This is a genomic window from Streptomyces sp. NRRL S-455 (genome assembly GCF_000717875.1).
Taxonomy (GTDB): Bacteria; Actinomycetota; Actinomycetes; order Streptomycetales; family Streptomycetaceae; genus Streptomyces.
Map to the genome: position 1 here is coordinate 174939 of NZ_JOCT01000012.1, position 17130 is coordinate 192068.

Here is a 17130-nt window from a genome sequence, read left to right on the forward strand (position 1 = left end):
CTAGAAATGAGTCACAGCGTCACTGCATCACTCGCCCCTGGTCGGCGCTGTACGGCGCTGTGACGGCATGACGAAGCCCCGCCGGTACGTGGTGACCCGGCGGGGCTGTGAGGGGCGCTCAGGGGGATCTAGGGCGCTTGCTGACTCCGTAGCGGGTGCAGCCGCTCAACTTCCATGGCGAACACTTCCGGCTCGCCCATGTCTGCTACACGCAACGCGCTCGCCAGCCTGAACGCCACGTGTTCCGCAGCAGCAACGATCGTGTCGGCGCTCGCTGTTGCAGCCCACTGATAGGTGCGCGCCCCGGGCAGGGACGTGAAGTGATCGCCCAACCCCCACAACGCTTGCGCTGTTTCCTGCCGTACCGGGTACGGCGCGGTGAAAGAGAGTGTCACTCTCCAGTCAGTCATGCGCCTGCCCCTCCTTCGCGGGTGCTGAGTAGGCCACGGTCATTGTGACGCTGCCCTTGTCCGTCTCAAGCTCGATGCTGGCAACGCCGCCGCTGTCTGTGATCTCTGCGAGTGCGCGCATTGTGTCGTTCGACAGGTAGTAGTCATACCCGTCAATGACCCAGAGTGCGACGTCCCGTAGGGCGGGAAGTCGGTCAACTGACGTGCCGGACCCCGGACCTTCAGCGGACACAAGATAGCCACTCTCACGGGTGATGATTTCCGCGTCTTGCATGCTGTACCCCCTTCTATGGAAGGCGCCCCCGGGCCATTCCCAGGGGCGCCACGTTCTGTGCCGGTCTGACTACTCTTCGTCGCTCGTAACCAGGGCGCTCAGGTCAAGGTCGAACGCGTCGGCGGCAGCGCGAATGATTGCGTACGCCTCAGCCTTCGCCTTCCGCTTCTCGTTCGCCGCCGTGACCTTCTTGAAGCGCTTCCCGGCCTTCTCGATTTGCGCCTTCACGGCGTCCAGCGCTTCCTTCGTGCGCTCAGCGTCGGTCTTCTCCTTGACCGGAGCAAGCTTCTCGGCGAGGTAGTCGGCGGGAACTTCCGACTTCAGTTCCTTGACCTTGTTTTCAAGCTCTTCGATCTTCTCCTTCGGGGCGTCGTCGGCTTCCTTCGCCGTCTCCAATTCTTTCGTGGCCGACTCGATGGCCTTCACGCGCCGGTCGTAGCGCGCAAGCTCCGTACGGCCGTACCGGGGGAGGGTTACCCCGTGGTCGGCGTACAGTTCACGAATCGCCTCAGACGGCTTCAGTTCCGCCGGGAAGTCCTCAGCGTCTTCGCTGATACCTTCGGCCTTCAGGTCTTCACGGAGCTTCGCGTTGTCGTCCAGCTTCTTCGTGGCGCCCGGGAAAAGCTCATCCATGATGCTGCGCGACGAGTCACGGTCGGGACCGTCGAACGACTCCAGCCACTCGCACAGGACGTCACTCGCCTTGTTCTGCGTCGAGCGCTGAAGGGAGTTGAAGGCAGCAAGCCGGTCAACGTCGTCGTCAGCGATGGTCTTTCGAACCTGGTCGTACACGGCGCTGTGACTGTTCTTCGTGGTCTTACGCGCCGACATCAGGTCGGGCAGGTTGTTCGCGTCCGGGTTCGGGATGCGGGTGCGCATGTCGAGCATGATGTGTGCAAGCTTCTCGCCCGCGTTGGTCAGCTCCATCCCAAGGCGCATGCCTTCGCTGAAGGTCTTGACGCCGTCCTCAACAAGCTTCGGCACGCCGTCAAACTTGTTGAAGTCCTCAGCCTCAGCGGGGGCGGCGGCAGTGCGCTTCGCCACAGCCTTGCTAGCGGTCTTCTTCGCGGCGGCAGGGGCAGCAGCGTCGGCGGCAGCGTCGTCAGACTCCGACTTCAGCTCAGCAAGCCGCGTCTTCTTTGCGTCGCTGACCGTCGAGCGAAGCGTGTTGCGGTGCTTCGTCGGCAGGGTCTTGATGATCTCCTCGGCCCGGTCCGTGAACTTCTGGACGGCGTCGGCGTCGGTCGCGCTCTTCGTCAGGTCGGCCAGTTCGTGAACGGCGCTGATCAGCGCGTCAATGTCCTGGGTCGGCTCCGGCTTTGCGGCAGCAGTCTTCTTCGCGGCGGCAGGCATGTTGTTCTCTCCCTTGTTGAATGCGTCGCGTGCTTCCTTGGCACGGTCGGCGGCTTCGGCATGGTCGGCGCCCAGGGCGCGAGCCTGGTCGAATGCGGCGTTGTACGCGGCGTCAGCGTCAACGGGCGTGATGTTGGTCTTCGTCACCGTGACGTCGTCCAGACCCGGCACCTTCACCGGCTCTTCGGTCACGGTCACGTCGCCGGTCGGAACGACCTTCGAGCAACCGGCGCACAACTCAAGTTCCGGCTTCTGTTCCATGGCCGGACCCCAGTACTGAATCGGGTTCTTTGTGCGGGTGCGACACATCGGCAGGTTTCGCCCCTGTGCGTCAACGGCGTTGCGCAGTGCGTGAATCGCGTCGGCACCCGGCACGGCGCCAATGCGCACGTCGCCCCGAACGTCCTTCAGCTTCAGCTTCTTCGCGGCCACGGTGCGGCCCCCCTCTTCGTTGTTGGCCTTCGACTCTTCGGCCTTCGGCTCTTCGGTAGCGGACTCCGCCGTGACTTCCACGGTGGCAACCCGCTCAGTCTCCCAGCCGTGCGGCAGACGCTTCGCGGCGGCTTCGGGGCTCATGCTCCATCGAGCGGCAATGAACTCTCCATCCCGCTCGATGATGACGACGTGCGTGTAGGTGCGCGACGAAGTCCGGGTGAACTTCTGCCCCTTGTACTCTGCCGTGAACTTCATCGCTGCCCCTCCGTTGTCTCCGCTGTGCTGCGCTCAGCCTAGCGCCCCTGAGGGCCGGTTTCTGACTACTCACGTGAGTACACGGGAAGCTTTACCGTTCCTTGACCAAGCCGAGACACAAAAAAGCCCCCTACCGGCCACCCGAAGGCAGTCAGTAGGGGGCACGCGTCAGCGGGTCCGGGGGAGTAGGAGACTGTCAACGACGCTGTTCAAGTCGTCCAGCGTCCCAGTGTTGGCAATGGTCAGCGCCGTTGCCCAGTTGTCCAACTCCGTTTCGCTCCGATGCTTCGCCGTCTCGCCGGTCGCTCCGGCACCTGGGCGCGTCACCCGGACAAGGGCGAAGCCCCAGTTCCTCAGTGCACGCGCTTCGTTCTCATACCGGACGTCCGTCACGACAACCGGCAGGTTCAGCCGCTCGGCCGCCTCAATGGCAGGCACAGCCGCGCGAACCCAGAAATCCGGGTCAATGTCGCGGACCGTCTGCCCAGCGTGCTGAAGAATCCGGCGCACTTCCGGATACGTGGTCTTCGCGTAGTCCCATCCGACGTCGGCAACCAGGGCCGAAAGTCGGACCGTCACGCCATAACCGGTCGGAATGTACGGGTCGAGATTCAGCGCCGCACGCTTCAGCGGGTCAGCAAATGCCACGCGCTGATATCCGTATCGCTGCCGGAGTCGAGCGCCGACCGAATCCTTACCCGACTGGGCGGGACCGATAAGGCCGATGCTCTTGTAATAGGCCATTGCCGAATTCCCTTCGCTGGAATGCTCTTGCACTCGCCACGAAGGGAGTCGGCTACTTACGCGCCTAGGACGGCGTTCACGAAGCTCACGATGGCAGCACCCGGGAATTCCGGCTTGACGGCGGTGATCACGCCGACTACGCCGACAACGAATGCACTGACGATCTTCGGGTGAGCTTTCGCCCAGGACACGACGGCGCCCAGGTCGAAGCGCTTCGGCTTGCTGTGGTCGCCCATGGCGTCCCCTTACTGTGAGTTACGGATTAGGCCGGAGCCGGCATGCCCTGAACCCGTACAGAATCGGACATACCGGCTCCCGCGGAGCTAACGCAGAGTGAGCGTCGCTCAGACCTTCGGGACCTTCAGCGCGTCCCACGTGGTCTTACCCGGCCACCCGTCAGCGTCGGCGCCCGTGTATCCGCGCTTGCGCTGCCACTTCGCGTACGAAGCCTTGTCGGCGTCAGTCCACTGGGGACCAGGACCGTCCTTGTACGCGGAGCAACCCTCAGCCACGAGACGCTTACCCATGGCCGTGATGAGCGGAGACTTCGGCTCACGCTTGAAGAAGTCGGCGCCCGGGAACGGCGCGTACGCCTTCGGCTTGCTGGGGCTCGACGGCTTCGCGGCAGGCTTCGCCGCTTCACTCGTCTTCGCGTGCTTGTACCCGAATCGAGCGGCGTTCGGGTCAGCGCTCAGCGAACCGGAAACCGCCGGGTAGCCGTAGCCGTACACGTACGCGTCACGCCGTACGCGCTTCTTCGCATACACGCCGTCGCCCTCAGCGCCACCGGAAGCGTTCGTGTTGCCCTCATACGTGTAAACGTACGTCTCGTCATACGCGTACACGAGACCCGTGTGAGCGCCCCCGCCGGAGCCGAAAAAGATCTGAGCGCCAACGGCCGGATACTCGGAGAAGCGCCCCCGGTTCTTGAACCATGAAACGCCGATGGCGCACGAAGCCGTGTGCGGGTAAAGGTCAGCGTGTCCAGCCTCATGGGCAACCCAAGACACGAAGGCCGCACACCATGGCCACCCGTAACCGTTCTGGGAATACCCGGGAATCCTGCCGAACCAACGGTTGTACTTCGAGTCGTTGACCCAGTGGCCACCCGCGAACTTCTCACGCGTGCCGACTTCGGCCTTCGCGACCGACAGAAGCTTTTCGATGCTCAAAGCGAACTCCATTCGCGCAACCAAAAGCCCCCCAGTCGAATTACTGAGGGGCTGGACTACTCACGTGAGTAGTCAGAGATCAGATCAGGTTGTGACCCGGTGACGTCGAGCCACCCGTGAAGTCGAGCTTCGGTGTCGCCGTACCGGCCACGATGGCAACACCGGACGCCCAGCCGTTGCCGCTCATGTCGTTGCCCACGATCACGGCGCCGGTTGCCGAGTTGTCCAGCGTGACGCCGTTCGTCGTGACACCGTTCGCGCGGATCTTGTTGCCGGACACGAAGCAACCCGTTGCGTTGGCGCTGAGGCGAACTCCGGCACTTGCCGCGCCGATGACATGGTTGCCGGTCACCTGAACGTCCGAAGACGCCCCAGCGCCCGACCCGACGAAGATGCCGTAGTTGCTCGACGTCGTCTTGACCGTATTGTTCGCCACCGTGGCGCCCGTACATCCTGAGATGTTCACGCCGTTCGATCCCGCGCTGAGAACCTTGTTCCCAACAACGTCCGCGTAGTCACTGTTCAGCGCGTACAGACCCGTAGACGACGTCGTGTTGACGTTGTTGCCCACGATGGAAGGCGCATTGCAGTATTCGGCGTGTACGGCGTTACCGGTGATGTTCCGCGCTGTGTTGTTGGCGACCGTGGCCGTAGAGATGACGTTAGTCGAGTTGCCCAGCACGCGAATCGCCGAGTCCGTACCGGAGCCGCTGACCACGTTGCCGCTGATCTCGATAGCCCGCATCGTCACGGAGTAACCCGACGGCGCAGCGACCAGAATGCCGGAGTAGCCCGTTCCCGAAATGACGTTGTTGGCAATGACAGCGTCCGACCACGAATAGCCGTGAATGCCTTCCCGGAGGGTGCCTTCGATTCGGTTGCCCAAAACCTGAATGTTCTGGAAGGTGCTGCCCGAAGCCGAAGTGTGCGAACCGACAGCGCGACCGAACGGACCCAGACGCGACGACGCACCGAAATAACAACCCTGAACGAGAATGTTCCGGCTTGCCGTTCCGTCGTACGCTCCGATACTCGAAGAGCCCGAAACCGCAATGTCAATCTGAACGGCTTCGGAATACTGCCGAGAGTTGTCACCCGAGTTGTCGCGGTAACCCTCAAAGCGGCAGAACAGTGCGCGTCCGCCGTCGATAGAGTTGAACTCCAGCGCGTGAGCACTCGACGTGTTCTGAAGCGTCGCGAACATCACCGTGATGTTCTTCGCGTGAACGAAACCCATTGTGTTCGTCGTCGCCGTAACCGTGCCGGTCGTACCGTCGGAAGCGTTGTTGTCCCATACGCCGCCGAAGACGCGAATATTGCTGTGGCCGGTGTAGCCGTTGAACGTCTCCGAAGAGAGGAAGTTCCGCAGCAAGCCCGTGTTGCCGACGCTGCGAATCGTCGCCCCGAACGCCGAAATGGTCGTGTGGTCATACACGACAAGGAACGTCGACACGTTGTACGTGCCCGGGGGAATGAGGACCGTCCCGCCACCGGCATTCTTCGCAGCGTCCAGCGCTGCCTGAATCGCCGTAGTGTCGTTCGTGACGCCGTCGCCCTTCGCCCCGTACGCCTTCACGTCGCGGACTCCGCCGTTCGCCTTCGCGTTCAGCGTGCCATCAAGGAGAAGCGTGCCGGAGCCGCTACGGGACAAGAACACGTCACGTGCAGCGTTGCCGGGTCCCCACGCAAGCGACCCTTCAACGGTCATGCGCCAACGGTCGAATCCGTCGCCGTTTACGATTCCCGAAAACGCCGTAGACGTTCCCGTGTTCTGCCGACTGAGCGCCGTTCCGGTGAGCGTGCCGCCGGTCAGACTCAGCGCTGAAAGCTCAGCCGCCGTAAGGGTGACAACGCCCGTCTTGTCGTTCACGGACGTTACGCCGCCCGACGTGCCCGGGTCTCCCTTATCGCCCTTCAGTGACGCGAGCCAATCAGTCTCACTGCCGGTGAACCCGTTCTCTACGGCGATCTCGTACGCGCTGTCACCAGGGACGGCAACGTAACTCGGCGTAGTCGGGTCGGCGGGTGCAACGTCAGCCAGGTCAACCGTGTTGTCCGGCGTGTCACTCGGCAGCACCATGGAATAGGTACGTGCCCCAGTGACGCCGGTTAGATTCTCCTTAACCGTCCATGTCCAACCCGTCGGGTTCATGTCGGGGGAGTCGGTAGCGGGCAGACGGACGCCAACGTTTCCGTCGGCGTCGATTATCTGCCCCGATTCGTCGAGCGACGCGACGACCGAACCCGCAAGGAACAAGTCCGATTCCGAAAACGTAAGAAGGGGCGGACCCGTAAAGGTGACCGACCCCTTCAGTGCTCTTCCGTCCGGACCCCGGTAGGTTCCCGTAACCCGGACGGTCGGAATCTCATTCGGGAGTGGTGCCATTCGCGCCCCCAATCAGGTTGTCAATGTGTTCGCGAAGCTCACGGTTTTCAGCGCGAAGCGACTCGACGATTTCAATAAGGCGCGCGACTTCCTTCTCAAGCCGGTCAGCGCGCATGGTCTGTGCTTCGGCTTCCTCGCGCCACGCGTCACGGGCGCCGGTCTTCACCTGCCGGTAGACGAGCGTGAGGAAGAGGCAGACGCCGCCGACAATCTCAGCGGCACCAACCATGTCTGTCAGCCCCATGTGACCGGCCCTCCGTCCGTCGGCGTCAGCACGCCGTTAACGCGCGGATTGCCGCCGGTCGACTCTTCCTCGTACGTCCCCAGCGGCACGCCGGTAATCAAGAACGGGTTGCCCATGCCAACCGTCAAGTCGTCGCCGTTGTCGACCACGCGCTTGTTCACCCGGTACTCGACGGCGAAACCCTTCCACTGGTTCGGGTCGTCAAAGCCGATCGGCTGAGGATGCACCCATGACCACGTGATAGTGCGAGTGAACCCGTTGTTCGGCGCCGGAAAGTCGTCGTTCTTGTCGAGCGTGATTTCTGAAGTCTTGCCGCCCGTGATCATGTCCCGAAGCCACACGGTTACCGACACGTCGAGCGGAGACGCGCCCCCAATGGTCTGGGGAATGTGGAACGGAATAAGCAACAGAAGAACCGGCTGATTCAGGCCGGTCGAGTTGATGACGCCCAGCGTGTGAACGAACTGGGAACCCTCGTTACCTTCCAGCGACGGAGACTGATACGAGCCGTACGGCATGCGCTCATTCACGCTGCCAAGCTTCGGCTTACGCTCTAGCGCCGCTAGTCGACGCTTCAATTCGTTTAGCTCAGACACGAGCGAGGGCGGCAGCGCGCTAGCTTGAATCGCCACTTACGAACACTTCCTTACTGGCCAGAGATAGCGTCGCTGCCTCAGTGCCGTTCACGTCCACTTCAACGCGCCGTTCCGTCAACACAAACTCTTCAAGCAACCGCACGTAGCCGGAATCGACATTCACCGTGCCGTACGCCCCAGGAATGAAGTCGCGCGGGTCGAACACGCCCGGGTACAACTTCAGCGTCGGAATGGCGATTGCCTGCCGTCCCACAGCGGCCAACGCACCGGCCTTCGGAGTCAGGGACGCCGTCGACTTCAAGTCGGAACACGTCACAACCTGAGTCAGCGTCGGGGCATCAAGGGGGTTCGAAACCGTCGCGTACGGCTTCAAGCCGGTACCCATGTCGGCGCCGAACGCCCATGCGCGGGTTGCAAGCTTGCTGCCGTCGTAAGCCACCTGGGACACGTCAGCGTCGACTAGATGCGTCAGTGTCGGGAACGTCAGCGACACACGGCCGGTTCGCAGAATCCGGTTACCCACGCGCGTGCGCTTACCGTTCGCCCAGAACGTTTCGTACCGGAAATCGAAGCCGCCGTCTTCGTCGGCAAGCTCGTTGATTGCCTCAGCGATGTTCTTGAACTCGGCAAAGCCCCAGTCGCGGGAACGAATCCGGCCGGTCGTCGTGAGCCGTGACGTGTCGGTACCAATACCGCCGTTGTCGTTCGCCCACTCAATCCAGTCAGTCAGAAGAAGCGCCTGATCTTTCGTGCCGCTGTAACCCTTCCAACGACCAGGGATTACCTGCGGCCTGCCGCCTTCATCGTCCTTCGGGACCCATCCGCCCAGGTAGCACGCGCTGTAGTAGCTGTGCCACCCGGACGCATTGAGCGCCAACGTACCGGCGGCAAGATCAGCCGTTGCCGTCCAGAGCATTCCGCCCCAAACGGTCTCGCCGTCACGCGTCACCACTAGTGCGGAGCGACCAGGCTTCAGCGTGTCCGGGTCAGCGGCACTCAGCGGCATACCGACAGAAGCCGTACCGGCCGAATTCAACGTCTCGCCGTAACTAATGCCGGTAACCGGCAACGTCGCTTCAACGTCGCCGGTTTTGGCTTCAACCTGAAGCACTTCGTATTCAGGCATGGATATACCTCCTACCTATACGAAGGGAGTCGGTTACGTGTTGAACGGCGACTTCGAAAGCTGTGCATTCACGTACAGCGCAGAAATGTTGCCGTTAGGGTCAGCGGCCAACTCCAACCCGCCGGTTGTCGTGTAGGCGAGCCGCGCCGTTCCGCCGTTCTTCGACGCCGCCGAATACGACTCGCCCACGATGGTGTACGTGTGCTGAGTCGGTCGGCTAATGCTCGACGGCACGGAACCAATAGACGAGATGAGCCCCGTCGGCGTGAACCCGGGGGAGAAGTCCAGACGCCCGGACATTTCCCAGCACACAGACGACTCGCGAATGTAGAGGTTTCCCGACGTCTGGATATTGGTGGTGCCACTTTGGAAGTCGAGCGGCGTCACCGAAACCCACGGGCCGAAGTCAGCCGTGAACCATGTCGCGTCAGCCTTCCGTACCCAGCGCTGATTGCGCCCGTAGTCGTACAGCACGAAGCCGGTCGGGTATGCAGCCGCCAACGGCAGTACGCCGTCCCAGTCGATAGCCAATGTGCCGTTGTTGTACGCGGCCTGATCGGTGTACTGACCCGTAGTCCGAACAACGGTAAGCGTGAAGGTTGTTGAAGCCTTCGGCACGTCGACAATGCACAGCGCAACGGCGTTGTCCGGCCGTGCCGGAGTCTGCGGAGAAGCGGCAGGGGTGCCCTGAACAAGTTCGATGGAAAGCCCGTTGGAGCCGTCTACTGCCGAAGTCGTCAGCCGAGCAACGATCAGGTCCTTACGCGGGTTGTCGTTCGACGCCGTCGGAATGGCGACTGTCTCACCCGAAGACCACGCCCAGGTGCCGCCACCGGTCGAGCCGCCGATAAGCACGCTGCCCGCACCGATGGAAACCGTTCGGTTCGTCTGATTCGAATTGGACAGAAACTCTGACGTCGTGCGGAAGACATGCCGGATACCGCCCCGGACGATAAGCCAGTCATGCCACGTTGCGAGATCAGCCGCCCCATAGCCGACGCCGTCCTGAAACCATGCCTTCGAAGCCATCTAAACCCACCTATCCGACCACGTGAATACAGCCTTAGCTGACGTGTATTCGTTCCTACTGCGGAGCCGCAAACGATGCTCACCCGGGCCGAACTCCGGCCAAGTCGAGCCAACGGTGATAAAGCCGCTGACGTCGCCCCCCTGACCATTCCGCACGGTCATTGCTGCGGAGTCGATAACAACCGTGCCGTCGTAGTTGACGCCGAAAGACTGTCCCGTCACGTCGTCAATCAGCAGCGGAGAAGCGCCGTTCGTGATCGTGACAACCGGTCGAGCCGCCACGCTGCCGTACTGCGTAAAGCGGGTCACCGGATCGTCCGGCGTAGTGCCCTGAGATTCAACCTGCCAAGGGACCGTTGCCGGGGGAATGAAGCCCGTCGGCACAACTGCACGCTTGATGCTCCGCACCGTATGCACACGTGGCGCGTCACCATTGATGTACGGCGACGTAGCGAACAGTTCGACCACCATGTTGCAAGTCAGGTACGCGAAGTTCAGGTCTAGGGGCGCCGACCGGCGACGAACACGAGCCATCACGTACGCCGTCTGATCGGCGGCAGCGCCCGGGAACCGGAACCTGAACGGGAACTCTTCAGCCCCCTCAAGACTCGGCATAAACGCTGCCTGTACGGCGTTCAGCGCGTCCGTGAACTCTTCCCGCGTCGAGCCGTAAATCTCCAGCGTGAGCGTGACCGTGCGCCCGCTCAGATAGTCCCGTCCGGCCCACAATCCATTGCGCTGCACAAGCGTCAGATCAGACGACCGAACTTCGGGTAGGGAGAGAAGCCCGTCAACGCCGACAATCGAAACGGCGGAGTCGGGCACTCCGACGGTGAGCCCCCGATACTCACACGTCCAGTCGTTCAACTCCGCCACTTCAACACTCCTCCCTGACTACTCACGTGAGTAGTCGTCACGCCGGATTCGTCCTCAGCGCCCACGCGACTTCGCGCCCGATTGCCCAGGGGTCGGCGTTCGTCTGAACGTTTACGGTCACGCCGCCGCCATTGCTGAGCGCATGATTGGGGCGCACGTGGGAACCGTTGGGCAAGAACACTTCCTCCGGTCCGCGCTCACCAACGCGCGTCCAGCCGGAAGCCGGACCACCCATGGCGCGAATCTTCGGAATCGGGTTAGAAGGCAGACTGATGCTGACCTTTCCCCAACCCAGCTTGTCGGGGATCGCCCAGTTGAGCAGATCAATCACGGTATTGATTGCGCTCTTCGCGGCAGTCCCCACAGCGGAAGCAAGCGACGACGCAAAGCCACCCAGCTTGGAAAGCCCGCTCTTGATGCCGTTAATCACGGCGCCACCGATGGACTTACCGGCGCTCACCAGAGACGACAGCGCTGCGAGAAGCCGCGCGGGAAGTCCCTTCACGAAACCAACGACGGCGTCGAGTCCAGCCTTCGCCTTTTCCTTAACCCACTTAAACGCGTTCGTCGTCGCGTCGACAATCGTGTCCCAGTGCTGAATGATCAGACCCGGGCCGGTGAAGTTCAGGAACAGATTCTTGATCCAGTTGAAGACACCCTTGATCTTCTCCCAAACCCACTCGAAAGCCTGAGTCGTGTACTGCACGATCGTGTCCCATTTGGCAACGATGATTGCCACAAGGCCAACAATCGCAGCAATGAGAAGACCGATCGGCCCCATGGCGATAAGCCACGCTGCCGCCATACGAGCCGCCTGAAGCATGGCCTGAGCGCCCATGAGTACCCAGCCGCCGACAACCGTTGCGGCACTCACTACGGCCGTAGCCGCCGACTTGATCCACCCGCCGACCACAGACCAGTGTGCGAGCACCTGCGTTGCCGCCGAAGTGGTGGACGTCGTCGCCGTCGTGATCCACGCCGTCACGTTCGCTATCGCCGTTTGCGTCGCCGTGATACCCCATGCAATCAGCGCAGGGAGAAGAACGACCGTGATCAGACCGGCAATGGTGCCGAATATCGCGCTGTGCTGCGAGACGAAACCGGCGGCAGTAGCGAAGGCTCGCCCGACAGTGCTCAGCTTCCCGGCAAGCGATTCCACAGCCGGAATAACCGTTGTCCCCAGGAAGTCAGTGAGCCCCGACTTAAGCGCCCGGGTGAACTGCGCAACTCGGTTCGCGGCGTTGTCGTGCATCGTGTCGCCTGCCTTTTTGGCAGCGCCGTCAACCTTGCCCAGCGCCGAAACGGCAGTGTCAACGTCCATCGAATAAAGGGCGTCACCCAAGTCTTCAGCCTGTGTTCCAAAAAGGTTCACAGCGGCGGCAGATCGTTCCGCCGGGTCCTTTATAGCTCGAAGCTTGTCGAGCGTCAGACCCAAAGCTTCCTGCGCTGCCGGACCACCCGCAGCTATCTTCTTCCGCATATCGTCTGCGTTCAGGCCGATTGCCTTGAAGCCGTCGATAGTGGTCTGACTGCCGTCAATGGCGCGGATGCTGAATTCCTTGAACGCGTCGGCAACAATGTCAGCGTCACGCGCGCCGCCCTGTAGACCCTGCTGAATCAGACCCATTGCAGTCTGACCGTCGAGCCCCAGTTTCCTGAACTGAGTCCCGTATTCGTTGAACGTGTCCAACAGGTCTTGCGACTTGTTGGCGCCTTCCTGTGCGCCACGAACGAGAATGTCAAACGCTTCGTTCGCGTTGTCGGCAAGCCCCGTTTTAATCATCTGGCCGACGGCATTCGATGTTGGTCCGACTTCGTCGCCCAGGACCGCAGCGACGTCCATTGCCTTCTTGGAGATATCCGCCATTTCGTCGGCGGTAGCTCCGGCAGGCACAAGGCCCTGTTGCCAAAGGTTCTTCAGGGCTTCGTTCGCGTCGGCCACAGACTCGCCGTAGCCGTCGGCGTACACGGCACCGGCGGCTTCGCCTAGCTTCTTAGCCTCAGCGGGAGACGCGCCCAACTGCGCTGCCAGCAAGTCATTGCTAACTTCCTTCTCCAGCGCCGACGCAATGCCCATGCCGATACCGACGGCGATAGCGCCACCCGCAGCAAGCGCAAGTCCCTTCGCGTGCTCACCGAACGCGCTGACTTCCTGCGCCGCATCGTCGAGCGTCTGGGACAACTGTTCAGCGTCGCCCATGATCGTGACCTGAATCGGTCGAGCCACAGCGCACCCCCTAAGTCATAACCGGCGTGCGCCGCTCACTGCCGCTAGCTGCACTTCGCCCACCACGAGAAGACCGGCGAATTTCCTTCTTCTCCGCCTCAATGTCCTCGGCCATCTGTTCAACCAACGCGTTGAAATCGCGAAGTTCCATGCTGCGCACGTCCGACCATGTGAGCCCCTTGAAGTGGCCGATCAGACGTGCGCACGCAATCACGCGTTGGCTTCGGTAGGGTCCGGCTTTCCCTTGCCCTTCAGGTTGATCTTCAGCGCGCCGACGTCCTCAAGCGTGATATCCGGGTACTTACGCTTCATCGTCACGTACGCCATGGCCTTAAGCATCGGAGCGCGACGCGCACCCGGCTTGTTAAGCATGTCGAGCGGCTGACCGGTGATCTCCTCGATGGCGTCAATCTCGTCCAGCGTGAGGGAATCAAGCTTGAGGTCAAGCGTGAAGTCAGTGGGGATCTCACGCTTCGGGGTGCGCTGAGGCATATCAACTCTCCAAGAATTTGCGAACGACGGCGTCAATGCGACGCTCATACGTAGCGGCCACAGCGTCCGACTTACGCGCCATGGCACGGAAAAGGAACCGGTTCGGCTTGATGTTGTGCGCTTTCCAGCCGAAGTGAATTGCGGCAGCGTAAGGAACGCGCGCGGCAGAACCAGCCTTGATGACGGCACCCTTCACAGACGCCGTGACCTTGATGGACTTGTCCAGCTTGCCCGGACGGTACTTCTTCGATGACTTCGCATCGCGCTGACCGTCCGGGCTTTCTTGCTTCGCCTGGGGAATGAGGACTTCGCCGGAAGCCTTATTAGCTTCACGGACGGCCTTATTCAGTTCCTTATCCCTCAGGCTCCGCACATTGCGCTGAAACTCCCGAAGCCCCTCAACACGAATCGTGTACGCGGAGCGTTGGGCCATTACGGCTCGACCGGCGTACCGGGCTCGACGTACGTCAGCTTCAGTGCGGCAGTGCCGTCGCCCGGGTCAAGGACGCGGAACGGCAGGTTATGAACCGTGACTTCGTCCGTGGCCGCTTCGGGAGACTCGCCCGTGAACTGAATCGCCGGAGCCTCAATCGTCAGCGACGAACCAGGCAGCACGCCGACGAACTCAACCCGCAGGGAGCACAGTTCACCGGCAATGAAAGCCTCATACAGCCCCAGCGAAGCGGCGCTGAACTCACCTTCAAGGGTGCCTTCGTACGTGGGCACAGCGTTCCGAATCGGCTTCTTCTTCAGCTCGTTACCGCGCAGGAAACGCCGGTCCGTCTTCATACCCAGTTCGCCGGTCAGTTCCAGCGACGTAGCGTCGAACGCAACCGCGCTGCCGCCACGGGAAAGCTCGACGCCGGTACGCGTCCAGTCGTACGGGTACGCGTCAACCGGGTACGTGGGCGCCACGATCTGTGCCGGGTTGGTCGTGTGCTGCACGTCCTGAAAGTCGAACGTGACGTTCAGCTTGACGGCTTCCTCAACCTCAGCGGTAAGGCTCCATTCGGTCGCCACGCAGCCCAGGTGCTTGTAAGCCGCCTTAGTGCCGTCGGTGCCGGGTCGGACCATCTGCGCAGAGAATGAGGGCGCCTGAGTGACGTCTGACGTCTCGATGACGGTCGTCTTCACGCCGCCCACGTCGGTAACGGTGGCCTTGTCGAAAGCGGCAGTCAGAAGAGAACCGGCACCCGCGTCGAGTAGGTCAACTTCAAGTTCGCCTTCACCGCCCATGTTGACGACGTTTCGCCGGTCAGCGCGTGCCGTCTGCATCCCGGCGCGGAAGCCGACAGACTCAATGAATTCGCGCGAAGTCTTCCAGCTATCCGCCTGCCCCTCGTAACCCTCAACGACGGCAGACAGGGTGCCGTAAGAATCCTCGCGGCCGATGCCAATGCTTGCGTCCAGCGCCATGCGTGCGCCCCCTTCTATTGGTAGACGCGCCCACGAACACGGACGCGAACGGTCAGCGCTGCATAAGCGCCGTCAGTGGTTTCAGTCGACTCGACAGACGCCGATTCCGGCCGGACGTCGAGCAACCCGGGAACCGAAGCAAGGTTGGCGTTCAGCGCTGCACAAGCCGCCTTCACGTGGTCGCGTATCTCATACACGGAACGCTCAGCGTCAATCGGGTTGCCCGGGGTCGTAACAACGGCGTGCGCTTCAACGTAGCCGGTTACGTTGGTCGGCTTCGCGCCGGAGCGCATAGCCACGGGGGCGAGGTCATCGTCTGTGGTCGCCCCCAGCCACACACTCTTACGTCGGGCAGTGTCGCCCGTTTCCGCGAATGTGCACTGAACCCCCGTCGGCACGGTCGCCTTCAGGGTTTCGAAAAGTGCAACCTTCGCGTCAAAGATCAGTGCCACGGTGCGCCCCTCACATGAAAATGAACGGCAGGCGCACCCGGTACAGATTCAGCTTCGCGTTCACTTCGGGAAGTGACGTCGGACGCCAATGGCCACCGGCTTGCGCCAACTGGATTGACCCGAACTCTGATTGAAGCTGAAGCGCCCGATCGGGAATTCGCGACACGTGGTCGAGCACGTATTGCCGCGCCAAAGTGCGCACACACCAACGGATCGTTTCCGGCGTCGGATTCTCTGCGGTGTCCCACTTCTGTCCGCAGTACGTCTCCACCGTTTCAACGGCGAAGTCGATTGCCTCAGACAAAAGCTCATCCGAGAAAAGGGAGACGTCGTCCAACCCGTCCAGCGTGCGAAGCTCATCTATCGTCGCGTATGCCACGCTGCGCCCCCTTCAAGGGACCCAGGGTCAGGGGCGCCCCGACTACTCACGTGAGTAGTCAGGAACGCCCCACAACGCCTAGGGGAGATCAGGCACCGACGGTCAGAACCTTCGCGCCACGGGCGTCAACAAGCAGACCGTCCGCACGCTGAAGGAACCGGTAAACGATCTGGTCAGTGCTGAACTTCGCGTCGACCGAACGGTCGACACGCAGCGAACCGGCGAAGCGCACCCTGTACTTGCTCAGGTCAGCAAACAGGATCTTGTTCACCGGCATGCCGTCGTCAGTCTCAACAACCTTGCCGTTAAACAGGTTTGGGGCGCCGACGGTAAGACCGGACTGCCAAAGGTACTGGCCGTTCGCGTCCTTCAGCTTGCGCATCTGCGCCGCACGAAGATCGTTAACGACGTACTTCGCGTTCGTCCGGTACGCCGAAGGAACCTCATGGAACAGGTCAATCAGCGCGTCGGAAACAGTCGAGTCCTCAGCGACGGCGGAGAAAGTAGCCGTGGCCGGAGACGCGTCGGTCAGGATGCCGCGCGGCTGTCCCGTACCGGTACCGGTGATGAAGTGGCGACCCATGGCGTCACCAATGGCCGGACCCGCGTCGCTCACCAGGAAGCCGACAAGGTCAAGAACCTGGTCGGTGGCGAACTCATACGACACGACCGAAGCGAAGCCGTACTTGAAACCGCCCATGCTCCGCTGAGTGGTGGCCGGGTAGCTCTCGGGGATCTCCTGAGTCTCACCGACGATGGAAGCCGAAGAGCGCCCGGTGATCACCGTGAAGTCGAGCGGGTTAGCGTCGCTCGTGGTGAACGTGGTCGCGCCACCGCGCATGATGGCCGACCGCTCGACCGCCTGTGCGATGAGCTGACCGTAAAGGGTCCGGCTCAGGACGTTCGGGTTACCGGCCTTCGTGCCGTCGCGCTTCTCAGGGGCGAACTCGAAGGAACGAGCCTCACCCAGGTTGCCCGCACGAAGGACAGCTTCGTCAGTCTGCTCAGTGGCGCCGGAACGCTGCGAAGCGCCCGAACCCTGAAGGCCAGACAGAAGGGACGTCACAGCGTCGGTCGCCTTAATGGCGTCGATGCCACGCTTGATCCGACCGTCGAAATCGGCAACGGCAGTGAGAAGGCGCTCTTCCTTCTCGCGCGCCTCAGCCGTCATCTCCTTACCGGCGAATTCATCAGTCAGCGCCCGAAGCTCAGCGGTCGCACGCTCGCGCGCCTCAAAGTTGGCGCTCAGGGTAGTAGCGTCCAT

19 protein-coding genes are annotated in these 17130 nt (G+C 61.9%); all 19 read right to left on the reverse strand.

The genetic code is table 11. The features are described from left to right. Positions 1-128 precede the first annotated feature (128 nt). The 19 genes from IE97_RS0118000 to IE97_RS0118100 all read right to left on the reverse strand — a co-directional run bounded on the left by IE97_RS0118000 (position 129) and on the right by IE97_RS0118100 (position 17130). Complete coding sequence (locus IE97_RS0118000) at positions 129-410, reverse strand: hypothetical protein (RefSeq protein WP_030240748.1); 282 nt, start codon at positions 408-410, stop codon at positions 129-131. Then, complete coding sequence (locus IE97_RS0118005; protein WP_030240751.1) at positions 403-684, reverse strand: hypothetical protein; 282 nt, start codon at positions 682-684, stop codon at positions 403-405. The genes IE97_RS0118000 and IE97_RS0118005 overlap by 8 nt, the downstream gene beginning before the upstream one ends. A gap of 69 nt (positions 685-753) precedes the next feature. Next, entirely contained in the window at positions 754-2727 is a 1974-nt protein-coding gene (locus IE97_RS0118010) for a hypothetical protein (RefSeq protein WP_051705023.1), read from the reverse strand. Positions 2728-2895: 168 nt separating this feature from the next. Further along, complete coding sequence (locus tag IE97_RS0118015) at positions 2896-3471, reverse strand: hypothetical protein (RefSeq protein WP_030240757.1); 576 nt, start codon at positions 3469-3471, stop codon at positions 2896-2898. Positions 3472-3527: 56 nt separating this feature from the next. After that, the gene (locus IE97_RS0118020) at positions 3528-3707 is read right to left on the reverse strand and encodes a hypothetical protein (RefSeq protein WP_030240760.1); all 180 of its coding nucleotides are present in this window, start codon (positions 3705-3707) and stop codon (positions 3528-3530) included. Between the two features lie 108 nt (positions 3708-3815). Then, positions 3816-4643 carry a peptidoglycan-binding protein gene (locus IE97_RS0118025; protein WP_030240763.1) on the reverse strand — a complete coding sequence of 276 codons (828 nt, stop codon included), beginning with the start codon at positions 4641-4643 and terminating at the stop codon, positions 3816-3818. A 79-nt stretch (positions 4644-4722) separates the two neighbouring features. Then, complete coding sequence (locus IE97_RS40425; RefSeq protein WP_199809822.1) at positions 4723-6900, reverse strand: right-handed parallel beta-helix repeat-containing protein; 2178 nt, start codon at positions 6898-6900, stop codon at positions 4723-4725. Between the two features lie 109 nt (positions 6901-7009). Beyond that, positions 7010-7273: a hypothetical protein gene (locus IE97_RS0118040; RefSeq protein WP_030240767.1), complete on the reverse strand. Its 264-nt coding sequence runs from the start codon at positions 7271-7273 to the stop codon at positions 7010-7012. Further along, complete coding sequence (locus tag IE97_RS0118045; protein ID WP_030240771.1) at positions 7264-7905, reverse strand: hypothetical protein; 642 nt, start codon at positions 7903-7905, stop codon at positions 7264-7266. The genes IE97_RS0118040 and IE97_RS0118045 overlap by 10 nt, the downstream gene beginning before the upstream one ends. Further along, positions 7889-8995, reverse strand: a complete 1107-nt coding sequence (locus IE97_RS0118050; protein ID WP_030240774.1) for a hypothetical protein — start codon at positions 8993-8995, stop codon at positions 7889-7891. Before IE97_RS0118050 ends, IE97_RS0118045 begins: the two co-directional genes overlap by 17 nt. A gap of 33 nt (positions 8996-9028) precedes the next feature. Further along, on the reverse strand, positions 9029-10024 hold the full coding sequence (locus IE97_RS0118055; RefSeq protein ID WP_030240777.1) for a hypothetical protein: 996 nt from the start codon (positions 10022-10024) through the stop codon (positions 9029-9031). Continuing rightward, complete coding sequence (locus tag IE97_RS0118060; protein ID WP_030240780.1) at positions 10025-10900, reverse strand: hypothetical protein; 876 nt, start codon at positions 10898-10900, stop codon at positions 10025-10027. Between the two features lie 37 nt (positions 10901-10937). Next, positions 10938-13100, reverse strand: a complete 2163-nt coding sequence (locus tag IE97_RS0118065) for a phage tail tape measure protein (protein WP_199809823.1) — start codon at positions 13098-13100, stop codon at positions 10938-10940. A gap of 237 nt (positions 13101-13337) precedes the next feature. Next, on the reverse strand, positions 13338-13619 hold the full coding sequence (locus IE97_RS0118075) for a hypothetical protein (RefSeq protein ID WP_030240787.1): 282 nt from the start codon (positions 13617-13619) through the stop codon (positions 13338-13340). A 1-nt stretch (position 13620) separates the two neighbouring features. Next, positions 13621-14052 carry an HK97 gp10 family phage protein gene (locus tag IE97_RS40435; protein ID WP_030240792.1) on the reverse strand — a complete coding sequence of 144 codons (432 nt, stop codon included), beginning with the start codon at positions 14050-14052 and terminating at the stop codon, positions 13621-13623. Beyond that, entirely contained in the window at positions 14052-15035 is a 984-nt protein-coding gene (locus IE97_RS0118085; protein ID WP_030240795.1) for a phage tail tube protein, read from the reverse strand. Before IE97_RS0118085 ends, IE97_RS40435 begins: the two co-directional genes overlap by 1 nt. A gap of 14 nt (positions 15036-15049) precedes the next feature. Further along, positions 15050-15487, reverse strand: a complete 438-nt coding sequence (locus IE97_RS40440; RefSeq protein WP_030240798.1) for a hypothetical protein — start codon at positions 15485-15487, stop codon at positions 15050-15052. Positions 15488-15497: 10 nt separating this feature from the next. Next, on the reverse strand, positions 15498-15866 hold the full coding sequence (locus tag IE97_RS0118095; protein WP_030240802.1) for a hypothetical protein: 369 nt from the start codon (positions 15864-15866) through the stop codon (positions 15498-15500). An 88-nt stretch (positions 15867-15954) separates the two neighbouring features. After that, positions 15955-17130, reverse strand: a complete 1176-nt coding sequence (locus tag IE97_RS0118100; RefSeq protein WP_030240805.1) for a phage major capsid protein — start codon at positions 17128-17130, stop codon at positions 15955-15957.

Coding starts and splice junctions, on each gene's coding strand:
- IE97_RS0118085 (WP_030240795.1), bottom strand. CDS start 15,035: ATGGCGCTGGACGCAAGCATTGGCATCGGCCGCGAGGATTCTTACGGC.
- IE97_RS0118050 (WP_030240774.1), bottom strand. CDS start 8,995: ATGCCTGAATACGAAGTGCTTCAGGTTGAAGCCAAAACCGGCGACGTT.
- IE97_RS0118040 (WP_030240767.1), bottom strand. CDS start 7,273: ATGGGGCTGACAGACATGGTTGGTGCCGCTGAGATTGTCGGCGGCGTC.
- IE97_RS0118100 (WP_030240805.1), bottom strand. CDS start 17,130: ATGGACGCTACTACCCTGAGCGCCAACTTTGAGGCGCGCGAGCGTGCG.
- IE97_RS0118065 (WP_199809823.1), bottom strand. CDS start 13,100: ATGGGCGACGCTGAACAGTTGTCCCAGACGCTCGACGATGCGGCGCAG.
- IE97_RS40435 (WP_030240792.1), bottom strand. CDS start 14,052: ATGGCCCAACGCTCCGCGTACACGATTCGTGTTGAGGGGCTTCGGGAG.
- IE97_RS0118005 (WP_030240751.1), bottom strand. CDS start 684: ATGCAAGACGCGGAAATCATCACCCGTGAGAGTGGCTATCTTGTGTCC.
- IE97_RS0118055 (WP_030240777.1), bottom strand. CDS start 10,024: ATGGCTTCGAAGGCATGGTTTCAGGACGGCGTCGGCTATGGGGCGGCT.
- IE97_RS0118020 (WP_030240760.1), bottom strand. CDS start 3,707: ATGGGCGACCACAGCAAGCCGAAGCGCTTCGACCTGGGCGCCGTCGTG.
- IE97_RS0118075 (WP_030240787.1), bottom strand. CDS start 13,619: ATGCCTCAGCGCACCCCGAAGCGTGAGATCCCCACTGACTTCACGCTT.
- IE97_RS0118000 (WP_030240748.1), bottom strand. CDS start 410: ATGACTGACTGGAGAGTGACACTCTCTTTCACCGCGCCGTACCCGGTA.
- IE97_RS0118015 (WP_030240757.1), bottom strand. CDS start 3,471: ATGGCCTATTACAAGAGCATCGGCCTTATCGGTCCCGCCCAGTCGGGT.
- IE97_RS0118010 (WP_051705023.1), bottom strand. CDS start 2,727: ATGAAGTTCACGGCAGAGTACAAGGGGCAGAAGTTCACCCGGACTTCG.